The organism is Phytohabitans sp. LZ39 (genome assembly GCF_059359075.1).
Window position 1 is genome coordinate 134,547 of the sequence record NZ_JCADBM010000005.1, and the last position, 13,872, is coordinate 148,418.

Genomic DNA, 13,872 nt, shown 5'->3' on the forward strand with positions numbered 1-13,872 from the left:
CTATTTGCAATTTATCTGAATAAATCTTCGAATTCGCTCGGAAGTGCATGTGTTTAAGGGGTTATCGTCGGCTATTCGGCACGACATTGTTCGTCACCCCTACACCCGGGCGACGCCCCGACGCGTGAGAGCCAGCGGGGCGACTCGAACGCCCTACCTCCGGGTTACGAATCCGGTGCACCACCTGTCGTGCTGCGCTGGCATGGAGCCGACGCCCAGGCTCGAACTGGGTCCTCCGGCTTACAAGACCGGGGCACAACCTGTTGTGCTTCGTCGGCGAGTGTCGCTGGGAGCCCAGGATTCGAACCTAGACGAGCTGCTTCAGAGGCAACCATGCTTCCGTTACATCAGCTCCCAAGGGCAGCCCGTCGCAGTAGCCGCAGCGGCGGCCGTCGCGGGCAAGGATGCCGGTCCGGACCGGTCACCCGGCCATCGGATCCTCCTTCCTCGTCGCGCCAACGAAACCGGGGATTCCGTTGGGATGAGCCGGTGTCCTCCCAACGGGTGTTGGGAGCTGGAGCGGACGGCGGGCCTCGAACCCGCGACCTTCACCTTGGCAAGGTGACGCGCTACCTGCTGCGCTACGTCCGCGCTCTACCTGCTGAGCTACGACGGCGTGTGCTCGGAGGGAGTCGAACCCTCACGCCTCGCGGCACCGGGGTTTGAGCCCGGCATGTCTACCTGCTTCCATCACGAGCACCTACAGCTGGGGGCAGAGGGGGTCGAACCTCGTAGCCGCATCGAAAATGCGTCGGCCTGCCCTTAGCCGAGCCCCCATCGAGAGCGATCGGCGGGAGTCGAACCCGCTACCTCTGGGTGGAAGCCAGGAGTGTCACCACCAACACCTCGATCGCGTCGCCGATGCGGGACTCGAACCCGCTGCTCCAGGGTGAGAACCTGACGACCTAACCCATGGTCGAATCGGCGCTTGTGGCTGGCAGCCGGCGGACGCCCAACACCGCCGGCCGAAGTCGGGGGATCGCAGGGGCGACACGCCCCTATGGAGTTGGTTGCCCTGCAACGAAAACGCCGCCCGGTCCCTGGTCTGGGAGGGCGGCGTAGACGCTGCTGGTGTGCGCTACGGTCGCCGCCTCCGGCCCAGGTTTGGCTTTTCGCTGGCGGTCTGCTCGACGGGTCGCCCGAATATGGGCATGCCCGCGGAACCGCACAGCGCGAGGCGCTGCGGTGCGGATGAGGCGTGCCACAACATGACGGTCGCTCCCGGGGTTCGATGTGGGCGTTGAGATCAACGGTAGAGGTAGCCGTCCGCAGGGGCAACAGCTTTTCTGGGTTCCAAAGGCCAAAGTGGACGGATCCGTCGCCCGCTAGTTACTCAACCCGTCGAAGAACGCGCGCACGTCGGTGGCGTACGCGTCAGGCTGTTCGAGGGAGAGGAAGTTGCCGCCGCGCTCGATCTCCGTCCAACGCACGACGACGCTGTCCCGCTCGGCGAAGCGTCGGATCGTGATGTCGGTGTTCGCGGCCAGCAGCACCGCCGTGGGCACGGGGCTGCGGTCCTTCGGCGCCCAGCCGGCCGGGTCGTGGGCCATCTCGTAGTACAGGTTCGCCGACGAGCCGGCCGTTCCCGAGAACCAGTACACGCTGATGTTCGTCAGCAACGTGTCGCGGCCGACGGCGTCCTCCGGCAGCTCGGCCGCGGGGTCGGTCCATTCCTTGAACTTCTCGACGATCCAGGCGAGTTGGCCTGCCGGCGAGTCGTGCAGCGCGTGCGCGAGTGTGTGCGGACGGGTCGACTGGATGGCGTTGAAGCCCATCATGTCGTCGCGGAAGTTCTGGAGCCGTTGCAGGCGAATCTGTTCGGCTTCGGTGAGTCCGTCGAAGTCGGCCGGGTCGCCCGAAGGGAACGTGACGTGCCCGTTCAGGTGCACTCCGAGCACTCGGTCGGGCGCCTGCCGGCCCATCTCGACGGCGATCCAGCCGCCACCGCCGGAGCCCTGCACGCCGTAGCGCTCGTACCCGAGCCGCGCCATGACCTCGTTGAACGCACCGGCGATCCGGCCGGTGTTCCAGCCTGGCCCGACCAGCGGGCCGCCGAAGCCGACGCCTGGAAGGTTGGTCAGCACGAGGTGGAAACGGTCGGTCAGCTTCTCCACGACCGTGGTGAACGCGACGAATGACGCCGGCCAGTCGTGCGTCATCAGCAACGGCGTCGCGTTTGGGTTGGCTGAGCGAATGTGTGCGAAGTGGATCGGCTGCCCCTCGACCTCGGTGACGAACTGTGGCAGCTCGTTCAGCGCGGCCTCTGCGGCGCGCCAGTCGTAGCTGTCGGCCCAGTAGGAGGCCAGGCTCCTGAGGTAGTCGACCGGGACGCCGCGGCTCCAGCCTTGGCCCGGCAGGTCAGTACCCCACCGGGTGCGGTGCAGGCGCTCGCGCAGATCGTCGAGGTCGGCCTGCGGGACGTCGATGCGGTACGGGCGGATCTCGGTGCTCATGGCGAACCCCTTCGATTCCGACTTGCGGAACGGAACGCTTCATTCTGACCCACTCAGCGTAGCAGAGCGGAATGGTCCGTTCCACAAAGACGAGATGTGATCCACGTCAAAGCCGCTTCCGAGCAGCGGGCCTAGCCCAGGCCCGTCACCGTCACCTAGCGCTGTGCCGGGGCTGGGGACCTCTGGGCCAGGGCGGCGCGTACCCGTTCGACCTCCTCGTGCTCCTGACTACCGGCCGCGCCGAGCGCGCGCCGCCAGGCCGCCCGCGCGGCGTCGGTGTCACCGGCCGCGGCGTTGCAGTCGCCGATATCCCCGGCCTGGCTGACCGTGTCGCCCAGATCGGCAAACAGTGCGGCAGCCCGGATCAGGACCCCGCGCGCACCGCCGCGATCAACACCGGAAGCTCCACTGTGTACCACGCCGCCGCGAGTTCCGGATCGGCTACGTCGGTCACTACCGCGCCGGACCTCGAATCCAGCCGATCGAGGTGGGATCCGAACTGGCGAACAACGCGCAGGTCACGCCCCACGTACTGGACTTCCGCGACAGCAGCTTGGTCGCTTCCGAACGACGACCCGACCTGAGCGCCGAACCAATCGCCAGGCACTCAGAGCCGATAAAGAGCGAATGGGGCGTCCGGGTGTATGCCGGTCCGGCCCTCGACAAGTCCCTCACGCCGGATGATGCCCGCTGGTCCCATCCCGAGCCGCTCCATGACCGCCCGCGAGGCACGGTTGTGCACCTCGGTAAACGCCACGATCGGCAGTTCCGCGTGGTGGGTTACTGCCCAGTCGAGCGCTGCCCGGCCAAGCTCCGTCGCATAGCCACGGCCCGTGCGGGCATCGCGTACCGCCCAGCCAAGCTCGAGCACCATCTCACCGGCGAGGTCAAAACGGGTGAAGCCACCGCGCCCCACGAGCGACCCGTCCGATCGGGCGCGCGCCATCCACTTACCGACTCCGTCCGCCGTCCACCCGGCCGCCATGTTCGCGGCCCACGCCTCCACGCCAGCGCGGGTCCAAGGTCCGGTCCAATACGCGACCACGGGATCGCTATACAAGAGGACCAGGTCATCGACATCGCCTCGACCGACCGGTGTCAGGACGAGCCGCCGCGTCAGAACCGGATCGGTCGGCGCCTGGACCGACCGCTTCGCATGCATCGACTCAGTAAACAACGTCGCATCGCCGGGGCAACAGCGAATGCCAGCCGACGCCGGTCGGTCAGAATGAGCGAAACAGCAGGTCAACGGCATACATTCAGATCATGTCATCGGCTTAGGAAACCGTTGCTATATATCCCCTGAGCTCAGAGCTGCTCGCCGGCATCCGGGCCGCCGCCGGGGACGTCCGTGATCTTCAGGGACCGGCACCGGCGATAGCCCCATGCAGTACGTAGGGATAGTCTGCCGAGCGTGTCGCCAACCATCCGCCAGCCCAGGCAACGGCTGTGATGGCGACCGCCCCGCCGGCGATGCCCTGCCTGGTCCGGGACGTCGGACGGGCCGGGGTGGCCAGCGCCACCAGCCCGAGCACGATCAGGACGGTGTCGAAGTTCAGCGTAGGCGCCTCCCAGTACAGCAGGTTGGTCAACAGCAGGAAGTTGCCGGGGGGCTGTGGCAGCTGGAACAGATCGGCCAGGTACGGCATCGCGGCGACCAGCGCGACGGACAGCAGGATCAGCGGCCGGCCGTACCGCCCGAGCAGGCACACGACGGCCGCCGTGGCCACCCAGGCCGCGTACATGATGGGTGCGCTGGTCTCGAACGGCCCGAGCTGTGAGACGCCGTACTGCGTCCAGTTCGGCTCGCCGGCCAACTCGTACCCAGTGAGCCAGAACAGCGACAGCCTCGCGGCCAGCGCGAGCGCCACCGGCCCGGCAGCCGACAGCCGACCGAACACCGCATCGAGCCTAAGCCCGCCGATCCTGCGGCGCAGCCCGCCGAACACCAGGTCGGCAGCCTCGACCAGTGTCGGCCACCGCTGGCCGGGACGAGCGGCGTCGAGCAACAGGCCGATGATCTCCTCGCCGCGCCGGTCACGGTAGTCGGTCGGACAGGCCCTGATCAGCCATCCGTATCGGCGGGCCAGAAGCTCCTCCGCGCGCTCCGGGGTCACCGCGCACCCGCCGTCCATGAGAGCGGGAGACGCGCGGCACCTTCCGGCCGGAGCCGCCGGCTGGACGGGTTTGCGGACAGGCGTGTGACGGCCAGCTCGGCGTTGTGCCGCAGCCGTTCCGCCTCCGCCGCCAGAACCGCTCGACCCTCACCGGTGAGCCGGTAGAACCGGCGCAGCCGCCGCCCCACCGTCTCTTCGCCACTGACCTCGATCAGCCCTTCGTCGGCTAACCGGTCAAGCGCGTCGTAGAGGGTGCTGGCCGCAGCCGCACCCGGCCACCGGACAGGGTCTCGACCTCCTGCCTTACCCCGTAGCCGTGCCGCGGCTGTCTGATGGGTGCGGATCCACGGATCGGGCCCGGCGGGCTTGACCCTGACGCCGCGTCAACCCCGCATGCTGGCTGTCATGAGCATCCCGCCAACGACCGATCAGGCCCGGGGGCCTGCGATCCACGTGCACGGCCTGGAGAAGGCGTACAAGGAACTGCGTGTGCTGCGCGGTGTGGACTTCGACGTGGCGCGGGGCAGCATCTTCGCCCTGCTCGGCTCAAACGGGGCGGGCAAGACCACGGTCGTGAAGATCCTGTCCACGCTGCTCAAGGCCGACACGGGGACGGCCCGGGTCAACGGCTTCGACGTCGCGTCGCAGGCGGCCGACGTACGCGGGTCCATCAGTCTCACCGGGCAGTTCGCGGCGGTCGACGAGATCCTCAGCGGGCGGGAGAACCTCGTCCTGGTCGCCCGGCTGAGGCGCATCAAGGACCCGGGCGCGATCGCGGACAACCTCCTGATGCGCTTCTCGCTGACCGAGGCGGGCACCCGCAGGGTAGCGACGTACTCCGGTGGCATGCGCCGCCGCCTGGACATCGCGATGAGTCTCATCGGGAATCCGCCGGTCATCTTCCTCGACGAGCCGACGGCCGGGCTGGACCCGCAGGCGCGCATCGAGGTCTGGCAGGCCGTCCAGAAGCTCGCCGAGGGCGGCACGACCGTGCTGCTCACCACGCAGTACCTGGACGAGGCCGAACAGCTCGCCGACCGGATCGCGATCCTCCACCATGGTCGGATCATCGTCAACGGCACCCTGGCCGAGCTCAAACAGCTGCTGCCGCCCGCCAAGGTCGTATACGTCGAGAAGCAGCCCTCCCTCGAAGACGTCTTCTTCGCGGTCGTCGGCGACGCCGGTGAAGACGACAAGGACGGCCAAGACCGCACGACCGCGTCGAACAAGAAGTAGGGAACGCCAATGGCCACGCACTTTTGGGGCGACACCGCCGTCCTCACCGGACGGACCATGCGCCACGTCACACGCAGCCTGGACACCATCATCACGACCGCGATCACACCGGTCGCCATGATGCTGCTGTTCGTCTACGTGTTCGGCGGCGCAATCGATACCGGGACGGTCTCGTATGTGAACTACATGCTTCCGGGGATCCTGCTCATCACCATCGCGTCGGGCATCTCCTACACCGCGTTCCGGCTCTTCGCGGACATGCAGGGCGGGATCTTCGAGCGATTCCAGTCCATGCCGATCGCCCGATCGGGCGTGCTGTGGGCGCACGTGCTGACCTCGCTGGTCGCCAATGTGATCTCGCTCGTGGTCGTCGTCGGCGTCGCCCTCCTCATGGGCTTCCGCTCGGGCGCTGGAGTGCTGGCCTGGCTCGCGGTCGCCGGCATCCTCATCCTGGTCACCCTGTCGTTGACGTGGATGGCCGTGGTACCCGGCCTCACCGCGAAGACCGTGGACGGCGCGAGCGCGTTCTCCTACCCGCTCATCTTCCTGCCGTTCATCAGCTCGGCCTTCGTGCCCACCGACACCATGCCCGGCCCGGTGCGCGCCTTCGCCGAACACCAGCCGGTGACCTCCATCGTCAACACGATCCGCGCCCTGTTCACCCAGCAACCCGTCGGCACCGACATCTGGATCGCCCTGGCCTGGTGCGTCGGCATCCTCATCGTTGCCTACATCTTCGCCACCGTCTCCTACCGCCGCAGGATCTCCTGAGCCGACGTCGCCCAGGTCCGGGCGAGTTGAGGGCAGGATCAGAGCATGCTGACGATCGGTCAACTTGCGGCGTATGCCGGCGTCACGGTGCGGGCGGTGCGGCACTATCACCAGATCGGACTTCTGCCCGAGCCGCAGCGGGATGCTTCGGGTTACCGGCGGTATGGCGCAATGGCAGTCGTGTCCCTCATCAAGATCCGCACCCTCGCCAACGCCGGCGTGCCGCTGTCTCAGATCCGTCAAATGCTCGAAGCCGACACAGCGACCTTTGCCGAAGCGGTCCACAGGATCGACAGCCACCTGCACGACGAGATCGAACGGCTTGAGACCAGCCGCAAGCAGATCGCGCAACTCGTCGCCGGGGACAGTCTGGCACTCCCGCCGGAGGTGATCTCCTATCTCGATCGGCTTCGGGAGATCGGGGTGTCAGAACGGATGGTGGAGGCTGAACGGGACGGGTGGATCCTGGTTGCGGCACGCTGGCCCGATCACATACGCGAGATCATGCCCGCGAAACACGCGCAGCTCGAGGACCCGCAGCTCGTTCGGCTCTATCGGCTGGGGTCGGAGATCCTTGAAAGCGACACAGGCGACGACGACCCGCGTCTGGAGGAACTCGCCGACATCATGGCCGGCCTGGCCGAGCAGGCATACGCCTCCGGCGAGACCAAACCCGACGACGGGGCGCACGACGACCTACCGTTCGACCTTCTGGACGCACTTGCCGTCGAGTCCGACCCGCGGGCGCAGCGGCTAATGCACCTGATGCGCGAGCGCGGCTGGGCCAGTTGGATCCGGACCCGGCCGGAGCGGCTGACGCAACCGCCCGACTAACCTCCGGGCGTCGTTTCAACCTCGGTCTACCCCGGAAGTTCTGGACGCCCCCCGTGTACCGACTTCGGGACCCCCAGAAATCGTGGAGGACTCCGTTATGCGGCTTCGGGCCTCCCGGCCTCTGCCATCAATCGCTCGTAATCGATAGGTGGTAGGCCGTCGCAGGCACTGTGCCGAACGGCGGGTGTTGTAGAAGTCCACGATCCAGGTGGCGATCTTGAGTCGGGCTGGAGCGCGAGTGCGGAACTGGTGCCGGTGGATGTACTCGACCTTGATGATCGAATTGAACGCCTCAGCGGCGGCGTTGTCCAGCGCCGATCCGACCTGAGGCGTCACATGGCGAGGAGCTTGGCCATTACGTCGTTCTCCGCGCCTTGCTCGTTAAGGATGTGCTTGGCGAGGTTGTGGATGTACGCGTTGCGCCCGACCTTCAGCACTGCCTTGGCCATCAGGATCGCGCCGTTGTGGTGCGCGATCATCTGCTCGAGGTAGAGGCGGGTCGCGGCGGGCCCGTCGGTGGCGTTGAGCGCGGCCAGCTGCTGCTCGGTCATCATGCCGTGGCCGGCGCCGTGCCGTGCGGCGGCCGGGTCGTCCGGTGACACCGCGGGCGAGTCCCAGGCGACCCGCCACGCGTTCATCTCGGTGATCTCGCGGCTCTGGTCGGCGCGGATGTAGTCGGCGACCGCGACCACCCGCTGCGGTACGCCGGCCTTGCCGAGCAGGGTCTGGCTCATCCGCACGGCCTGCCCGTGGTGGGCGATCATCATGGCCGCGAAAAGCAGGTCCTGGCCGTTCGGCGGGACCGACGAGGCTTCAGGTGTGGGTGCCACAGTGGACGGTGGCGGGGGCGGAGTCGCCACCGCGTCCGCGCCGCAGCCGGCGAGCAGGAGACAGGCGGACAGCAACAGCGTCGCGCGCATGGCAACCTCCAATCGGGATCCGCCCCGCGCACGTCGGCGCGCACGCGGGGCGGAGTCGGGTTGGGTCAGGCCACGCCGTCACCGTTGACACCGAGCCGGTCGGCCGGAGCGAGCGGGTTCTGCGCGGTGAAGTCCCGCGGCACGAGCTCAAAACCCTGCCAGTGCACGGGCATCGGGCTTTGGTCCTCGTCGCGCGGCACGTGGTGGAAGCCGACCCGGACCCACATCACCGGGTCGCTGAGCCGCTCACCGTTCGTGTACTCCAGGATGGACGTGCCGGCGCATTCCGGGTCCTGGTTGAACGTGGCGAACTTCTCGCACGGCTTGTACTGCGTGAACGTCACGTCCGGCTGGGTCTCCGGGTGTGCCTCGTACGCGTCGTTCGCGGCCAGCTCCAACTCGTACGAGCGGTTGTGGCCGTCCGCGTTCTTGCTCGTCGGGCTGACCAGCCGCCACCACCGGCGCAGATCGGTGTTGAGCGTCGACTCAGTGCCCAGGTCGGTCTTCGTGGTCTTGTAGATGGCACCCCGCCGGCCACGCTCGCCGGTCGGTGCGGTGTCGTACTGCTCGACCTTCTCCGTGCCGTACCCGCCGATGTTGAAGTCGACCCGCCAGAAGGCGCTGTGGTAGTGGTTGACCGAGTAGTCGCTCTGGCCCGGCCCGATCGGCCAGCCCTGATCGGCGGTGGTGTAGTCGCGCGGCGCCAGGTCGCCGGTAGCGCCGAGGCGCACCGAGATCTGGCCGTCGTCGGCAAACCGGTACTCGGTGATGTACTCGTACCAGCCCACCTTCGAGATGGTCCGCAGGACCAGGTCGTGGCCCATCTTGGCGTACGGCTTCTCCGGCGTCTCACCCTCCAGCCGGTACGCGAGGCCGGTCTCCTCCTGGCTTATGCACAGCACCTTCTTGGTGTCCTGGCCGGCGCCGGTCCAGACGCCGCGGCGCTGCCCCTTGCAGTCGGACGCGGCGAGCGGCTGCATGAAGTCGCCGCCGAAGCCGTACGAAGTGATGTCGTTCCACTCGTTGTACCCGGAGTCGTACGGCACGTTCAGCTGCGCGATCGTGGACGAGTCGAGGACCATGACGGGGAGCTTGTCGCGCTTGCCTTTGAAGGCGACCTTCTCCAGCACCAGGCCGGTCTTCTCGTCGACGCGCCAGCACATCTGCCACAGCGTGCCGTTCTTCAGCTCCTGTTTGACGAGGGCGTTGTTGCCGCAGTACTCCCATCGGTCGTTGGCCGCGGCCGGTGCCGGCACCGCGATGCCGGCGATGACGAGCAGCGGCGCCGCGGCGCCGCCCCAAAGCTTCCTGCGCATCCGGCTCCTAACGTAGGCGCGCCACCGTGCGACCGGACAGGTCGACCACGATGTCGGTGATGTCGATGAACGGTCCACTGGGGACCTGGGTGATGAACTGCACGCACCGGTGCTCGCCGCACTGGTCGGCGCCGGTGTCGGCCGGGCGGGCGACGTACGTCGTGCCGGTGATCTCGAGCTGGTCCGGTGAGGTGAACGCCTTTCCGGTGGCCTTCTGGTACCGGGACTTGAAGTCGGCGCTCAGCCCGTCGGCGAGGAAGAGTTCGAGCGCTTTCGCGACCTCCCGGTCGGAGGGCGGCGGCTGCCGCTTCGCGGCCGTGAACGTGCCCTCGACCGCACCGGTCTTCAGGTTGACGACCCGTTTGATGAGCTTGTTGGCCGTGTAGTCGTAGAAGTACACGGCCGCCCGCCGGGGCGCGTCTGCGGACTTGGTCTCGACAAGTTCGAACGAGAGGTACTCCGGCCCGGTCGCGCCGTTCACGTCGGTAGTCCCGGCGCGCAGGGACGCGTCGAGCGCGGCGGTCCGTGCCCGGTCCAGTTCGGACGGTGTGAGCGGGTCGCGACCCGTGCCGGCCGCGGGCGCTGGCCCGGTGGTGGGGTCGGCGGCGGGTGCCTGGGCCGGCTCGGCCTCGGCACTGGCCGGGGCCGCCGCCTCGCCGCCCGGCACCCGCTCGGGTGTCGACGCCGTGGCACCGCCGATCCAGGCGACGGCGAGCGCGACGACGGCGGTACAGGAGGCGACACCTAACCCCCATCGCAGGCGCTGCGCCCGGGACTTCCAGGGATGTTCCATAGACCCTCCAGCGGGGGTGAGTGGACGGACCTCACCCTCGGTGGCGTCGATGTCGCGATCATCAACGCGTTGGAAGATCGCGACTCCGGTAAACGAGAGCGGCGACGGTGCCGTTTCTCAGATGCCGCAACACCGCCGAAACGTTGATCACTTAGCTTCCGGGCCAGCGCCGGAAGGGGGTGGATCATGAGCGCGCTGGCCGACGCCATCGCCGACGCACTCGCCCGCTCCGACGAGCGGCCCCCGGCACCGCGCGCGGGGCTGGACCGGCGGCGGCTCTCCACGCTGCCGGTCGCGGCCCAGGCGGTCTCGGTCGTGGCGCCGTCGCCGGGCATGATGTCGGCGACGGCGATGGTCACCGCGATGGGCGCGGCGGCGGTGCCGGTCATCGGGCTCGCCACGCTGGCGATGATGCTGGTGGGGCTCGCGGTCGCCCAGTTCGCCCGCCGGATGGCGGCGGCCGGCTCGCTGTACACCTACGTGTCGAAAGGGCTCGGCCCTGCGGCTGGCTTCCTGACCGGGTGCGCGCTGATCGTCGCGTACGGGTCGCTTGTCGTGATGTGCCTGCTCGGCTCCGGCCGGCGGGTGGTCGGCTTCCTCACCGAGGCCGGCGCCGTGCCCGCCCCGGTCGGCGACACTCCTGCGCTCCTTGTGACCGCTCTGCTCGGCGCCGCGATGACCGCCGTCGTGGTACGCGGCATCCGGGTCTCCGCCGCGCTCACGCTGCTGCTGGAAGCGGGCTCGGTGGTGGCGGTGCTGACCGCGCTCACCGTAGCCGCGTACCGTGGCTCGGACGCCGGACCGCCACCATCCACTCTAGACATCGGGGTCTTCGCGGCCGCGTTGATGACGGGCCTCAAGGCGCTCGTCGGCTTCGAGAGTGGCTGCGCGTTGAGCGTCGAGGCGCGTAAGCCGTTCGCGGTGGTACCCCGTGTGGTGCTCTGGACGCCCGCCGCGTGCGGTGCCCTCTTCGCGGTGGCCGCGGTCCTGCACCTCGTCGGGAACGCCCGCGGCGGCGGAGGAGCGGCCGGGCCGGCCCTGCCGTTCCTGCCCGCGTTGGTCCAGCTCGGCCTCGCGTCGTCGCTGTTCGCCTGTGCGATGGCGTCGACGAACGCGGTCGTGCGGGTGCTCTTCTCCATGGGCCGCGAGCGGGTCACGCCAGCCGCGCTGGGCCGCACCCACACCCGCTACCGCACGCCGTACGTGGCCGCGTACGCGATGATGCCGCTCGCCGTCGGCGTGCCGATCGCACTGTGGGCGCTCGGCACCCCCACCCGCCAGGTGTTCGGCTGGCTGGAGCTACTCGCCGTGCTCGCGTTCCTTATCGCGTACCTGCTGGTCTGCCTCGCCGTGCGGCCGTTCCTGCACCGGATCGGCGAGGCCACCGCGGGCGCCACCGGCCTCGCGGCCCTCGCCGTCGCGGTGATCGCCGGCTCGCTCGTGCTGGTCGTTCGCGCCGGCCGGGGCGACGGGCTGGGCTGGCTCGTCGTCGCGCTGCTCGGATTTCTCGGGCTCGGCCTGCTGTGGCTGCTACGGGTGCGGCGCCGCACACCGCACCGGGTGAGCGCGATGGGCTTCTATGACGCGGCCACACCGGACGACATCCTGCCCAGCGCCCAGCCACCACGGCCCAGGTAGGCCCGCCATGGCCACCACCGACCATCCGCCAGCCGGACGCCAGCCCGCAGCCATCCGCAGTGCGCTCACCGTGCTGGAACAGGTCGCGCGCGCCGGCCCCGGCGTCACCGCGCGGGAGCTCTCGACCGCGCTCGGCCTTTCACCCGCCACCACGTACCGCCTGGTCAACCTGCTCGTCGCGGAGGAGTACCTGGTCCGCCTCCCCGACCTGCGCGGCTTCGCGCTGGGACGCAAGGTCGTGGAACTGGCCGGAGCGGTTGCCGACTCCGCCGTGCCGGCCGGTGCGGCCGACGCCGTGGCCGAGCTGCGCTCCCGGGTACGACTCGCGGTGCACCTTGCCTCCCTACGCCACGGCCGGCTGCGCATGCTCGACCCCGACCCGGACCATCCGCCTTCCCCGGACGCGGTACTCGCCAGACACCTGCACGCCTCCGCGCTGGGCAAGCTGCTCCTCGCCAACCAGGCCGACTGGCGCCCGGCAGATCTCCGACGGCTGACCCCACGCACGCTCAGGAAGCCGGAGGCGCTGGAGCGGGAGCTCGACCGCGTTCGCGGTGACCAGGTGGCCAGGCAGTTCGGAGAGCTGCGCACGGACCGCGGCTGCGTCGCGATGCCAGTACGCGACCAGGACGGCACACTCATCGCCGGACTCGCGGTCAGCGGTAGCCCGGACCGCATCGCCGCACTATCCCCGGCCGTACTCCAACTGGTCGAACACTGCGCCACCAACCTCGCCCACCTCCTCCACCGAACCGTCACCTGAGGCTGACAGAGGCATGACTCCGACCATTTCGGCGGCCGTAGGCTCGGGCCAGTGCGTGGTATGCCGCCTTCGGTTCCCAGTGCCAGCCGGAGTTCGGGTCGTCCGGGCGCTCCTTGATCGGCTTCACGATGCCGTAGCTGGCCATGTCGAGTTCGATCCGCTCCAGGGCGTTGCGCCGCCGCTCTGTGCGTGGCTTACCTGAAGCGGTCGCCGGCCGTGGGTGAGTACCCCGTCATGCCGGCGGGCTGCGACAGGCCACCGAACAGCCCAGTGCCCGGTTCTGGCTGGTGCTCGCTCATGCAGTGTGCCGCCGCCCGCGTAGGACGGCGGCGCCGAGGACACGAATGCGGGAGTGGGAGGCCGGTCGAACGCCAACGCCCGGCCGTTGTGCACTGGCGATGAAGGCGGCGATGCCGCTTTTGTGAACGCTCTCGGCCAGCATGGTCGGGCGCAGCCCCGCCTGGGCCGCGCGATCCAAGCAGATCGAGGAGGCCCAGATGAAGTTCTCCGCAGCGCTCGCGTCGAGGGTGGGAAGTCGGCTGGCGCTGGCTGTGCTCGCCGCCGCCGTCGCCACGACGGTCAGCACGCCCGGGGCTCTTGCCGCCCCCGCCGCACCGACCCCGCAAATCCTGGCGGACCCAGCCTGTGCCGGGACGTTCACGTCCTGGTGGTCCCCGGCGGTGATCACGATGCGCCGGTCGCCGGCGCCGGTCGGGCGGCTCGACTGGAACTTCCTGCTGACCCCGACGGCCAGGCTGGCCTTCGGCCCCTACCTCACGGTCTGGATCGATCGGGCCTACGTAAACGGCCGGGAGATCACCTCGCCGTACGGCCCGCATTTCGAGGTGAACACCTACGACTTCCACGCCAGCTGAACAACTACAACTGGAAGGGCTCCGCCGGTGGCGGGACCATCCAGACCGGTGACCAGATCGCCCTGTACTGGTCGCTCCAAAGCGACACCGCCGTCGGGCAGGCAGCTGTCGTCTGCACGGTCCCGCAGCCAGGGGTCGGCTAGGGGCTCCCAGAGG

14 protein-coding genes and 8 tRNA genes are annotated in these 13,872 nt (G+C 68.8%); 6 read left to right on the forward strand and 16 right to left on the reverse strand.

All coding sequences use genetic code 11. The features are described 5' to 3' along the window. Nucleotides 1-129 precede the first annotated feature (129 nt). The 12 genes from AC5L36_RS12030 to AC5L36_RS12085 form a co-directional block, all read right to left on the reverse strand. Nucleotides 130-202 (reverse strand) — tRNA-Thr (locus AC5L36_RS12030). A 1-nt stretch (nt 203) separates the two neighbouring features. Further along, nucleotides 204-278: transfer RNA gene (locus tag AC5L36_RS12035), tRNA-Thr, on the reverse strand. 8 nt (nt 279-286) lie between these two features. Next, nucleotides 287-357 (reverse strand) — tRNA-Gln (locus tag AC5L36_RS12040). Nucleotides 358-515: 158 nt separating this feature from the next. Beyond that, nucleotides 516-591, reverse strand: a tRNA-Gly gene (locus AC5L36_RS12045). A gap of 26 nt (nt 592-617) precedes the next feature. Beyond that, nucleotides 618-700 (reverse strand) — tRNA-Leu (locus AC5L36_RS12050). A gap of 6 nt (nt 701-706) precedes the next feature. After that, nucleotides 707-777, reverse strand: a tRNA-Glu gene (locus AC5L36_RS12055). Nucleotides 778-782: 5 nt separating this feature from the next. After that, nucleotides 783-854, reverse strand: a tRNA-Gly gene (locus AC5L36_RS12060). Between the two features lies 1 nt (nt 855). Beyond that, nucleotides 856-927, reverse strand: a tRNA-Glu gene (locus AC5L36_RS12065). 398 nt (nt 928-1,325) lie between these two features. Then, on the reverse strand, nt 1,326-2,453 hold the full coding sequence (locus AC5L36_RS12070; RefSeq protein WP_441215539.1) for an epoxide hydrolase family protein: 1,128 nt from the start codon (nt 2,451-2,453) through the stop codon (nt 1,326-1,328). A 607-nt stretch (nt 2,454-3,060) separates the two neighbouring features. Next, on the reverse strand, nt 3,061-3,615 hold the full coding sequence (locus AC5L36_RS12075) for a GNAT family N-acetyltransferase (RefSeq protein ID WP_441215540.1): 555 nt from the start codon (nt 3,613-3,615) through the stop codon (nt 3,061-3,063). A gap of 196 nt (nt 3,616-3,811) precedes the next feature. Further along, on the reverse strand, nt 3,812-4,570 hold the full coding sequence (locus tag AC5L36_RS12080; RefSeq protein ID WP_441215541.1) for a hypothetical protein: 759 nt from the start codon (nt 4,568-4,570) through the stop codon (nt 3,812-3,814). Continuing rightward, the gene (locus AC5L36_RS12085; RefSeq protein WP_441215857.1) at nt 4,567-4,914 is read right to left on the reverse strand and encodes a PadR family transcriptional regulator; all 348 of its coding nucleotides are present in this window, start codon (nt 4,912-4,914) and stop codon (nt 4,567-4,569) included. Before AC5L36_RS12085 ends, AC5L36_RS12080 begins: the two co-directional genes overlap by 4 nt. Nucleotides 4,915-4,975: 61 nt before the next feature. Between AC5L36_RS12085 and AC5L36_RS12090 the strand changes: the two genes are divergently transcribed. From AC5L36_RS12090 to AC5L36_RS12100, 3 genes are read left to right on the forward strand one after another with little or no spacing between them, the layout of a single operon-like run. Further along, nucleotides 4,976-5,806 (forward strand): ABC transporter ATP-binding protein, encoded by an 831-nt coding sequence (locus tag AC5L36_RS12090; RefSeq protein ID WP_441215542.1) that lies wholly within the window; start codon nt 4,976-4,978, stop codon nt 5,804-5,806. A gap of 9 nt (nt 5,807-5,815) precedes the next feature. Beyond that, on the forward strand, nt 5,816-6,577 hold the full coding sequence (locus AC5L36_RS12095) for an ABC transporter permease (RefSeq protein WP_441215543.1): 762 nt from the start codon (nt 5,816-5,818) through the stop codon (nt 6,575-6,577). 45 nt (nt 6,578-6,622) lie between these two features. Beyond that, the gene (locus AC5L36_RS12100) at nt 6,623-7,411 is read left to right on the forward strand and encodes a helix-turn-helix domain-containing protein (protein WP_441215544.1); all 789 of its coding nucleotides are present in this window, start codon (nt 6,623-6,625) and stop codon (nt 7,409-7,411) included. 15 nt (nt 7,412-7,426) lie between these two features. Here the strand turns inward: AC5L36_RS12100 and AC5L36_RS12105 are convergent, their stop codons facing one another. From AC5L36_RS12105 to AC5L36_RS12120, 4 genes are all read right to left on the reverse strand, one after another. Next, nucleotides 7,427-7,747, reverse strand: a complete 321-nt coding sequence (locus AC5L36_RS12105; protein WP_441215545.1) for an integrase core domain-containing protein — start codon at nt 7,745-7,747, stop codon at nt 7,427-7,429. Then, the gene (locus AC5L36_RS12110; RefSeq protein ID WP_441215546.1) at nt 7,744-8,331 is read right to left on the reverse strand and encodes a DUF305 domain-containing protein; all 588 of its coding nucleotides are present in this window, start codon (nt 8,329-8,331) and stop codon (nt 7,744-7,746) included. Before AC5L36_RS12110 ends, AC5L36_RS12105 begins: the two co-directional genes overlap by 4 nt. Nucleotides 8,332-8,396: 65 nt before the next feature. After that, nucleotides 8,397-9,647, reverse strand: coding sequence for a copper amine oxidase (locus AC5L36_RS12115; RefSeq protein WP_441215547.1), 1,251 nt, complete (start codon nt 9,645-9,647; stop codon nt 8,397-8,399). Between the two features lie 7 nt (nt 9,648-9,654). Then, the gene (locus AC5L36_RS12120) at nt 9,655-10,440 is read right to left on the reverse strand and encodes a hypothetical protein (RefSeq protein ID WP_441215548.1); all 786 of its coding nucleotides are present in this window, start codon (nt 10,438-10,440) and stop codon (nt 9,655-9,657) included. 186 nt (nt 10,441-10,626) lie between these two features. On the opposite strand from AC5L36_RS12120, the gene AC5L36_RS12125 reads away from it, so the two are divergent. The 3 genes from AC5L36_RS12125 (at nt 10,627) to AC5L36_RS12135 (ending at nt 13,716) form a co-directional block, all read left to right on the forward strand. After that, entirely contained in the window at nt 10,627-12,078 is a 1,452-nt protein-coding gene (locus AC5L36_RS12125; protein WP_441215549.1) for an APC family permease, read from the forward strand. Between the two features lie 7 nt (nt 12,079-12,085). Next, entirely contained in the window at nt 12,086-12,841 is a 756-nt protein-coding gene (locus AC5L36_RS12130; protein ID WP_441215550.1) for an IclR family transcriptional regulator, read from the forward strand. 497 nt (nt 12,842-13,338) lie between these two features. Beyond that, nucleotides 13,339-13,716, forward strand: a complete 378-nt coding sequence (locus AC5L36_RS12135) for a hypothetical protein (RefSeq protein ID WP_441215551.1) — start codon at nt 13,339-13,341, stop codon at nt 13,714-13,716. The last annotated feature ends 156 nt before the right edge of the window (nt 13,717-13,872 follow it).

Coding starts and splice junctions, on each gene's coding strand:
- AC5L36_RS12125 (WP_441215549.1), top strand. CDS start 10,627: ATGAGCGCGCTGGCCGACGCCATCGCCGACGCACTCGCCCGCTCCGAC.
- AC5L36_RS12135 (WP_441215551.1), top strand. CDS start 13,339: ATGAAGTTCTCCGCAGCGCTCGCGTCGAGGGTGGGAAGTCGGCTGGCG.
- AC5L36_RS12110 (WP_441215546.1), bottom strand. CDS start 8,331: ATGCGCGCGACGCTGTTGCTGTCCGCCTGTCTCCTGCTCGCCGGCTGC.
- AC5L36_RS12100 (WP_441215544.1), top strand. CDS start 6,623: ATGCTGACGATCGGTCAACTTGCGGCGTATGCCGGCGTCACGGTGCGG.
- AC5L36_RS12075 (WP_441215540.1), bottom strand. CDS start 3,615: ATGCATGCGAAGCGGTCGGTCCAGGCGCCGACCGATCCGGTTCTGACG.
- AC5L36_RS12095 (WP_441215543.1), top strand. CDS start 5,816: ATGGCCACGCACTTTTGGGGCGACACCGCCGTCCTCACCGGACGGACC.
- AC5L36_RS12120 (WP_441215548.1), bottom strand. CDS start 10,440: ATGGAACATCCCTGGAAGTCCCGGGCGCAGCGCCTGCGATGGGGGTTA.
- AC5L36_RS12115 (WP_441215547.1), bottom strand. CDS start 9,647: ATGCGCAGGAAGCTTTGGGGCGGCGCCGCGGCGCCGCTGCTCGTCATC.
- AC5L36_RS12130 (WP_441215550.1), top strand. CDS start 12,086: ATGGCCACCACCGACCATCCGCCAGCCGGACGCCAGCCCGCAGCCATC.
- AC5L36_RS12090 (WP_441215542.1), top strand. CDS start 4,976: ATGAGCATCCCGCCAACGACCGATCAGGCCCGGGGGCCTGCGATCCAC.
- AC5L36_RS12070 (WP_441215539.1), bottom strand. CDS start 2,453: ATGAGCACCGAGATCCGCCCGTACCGCATCGACGTCCCGCAGGCCGAC.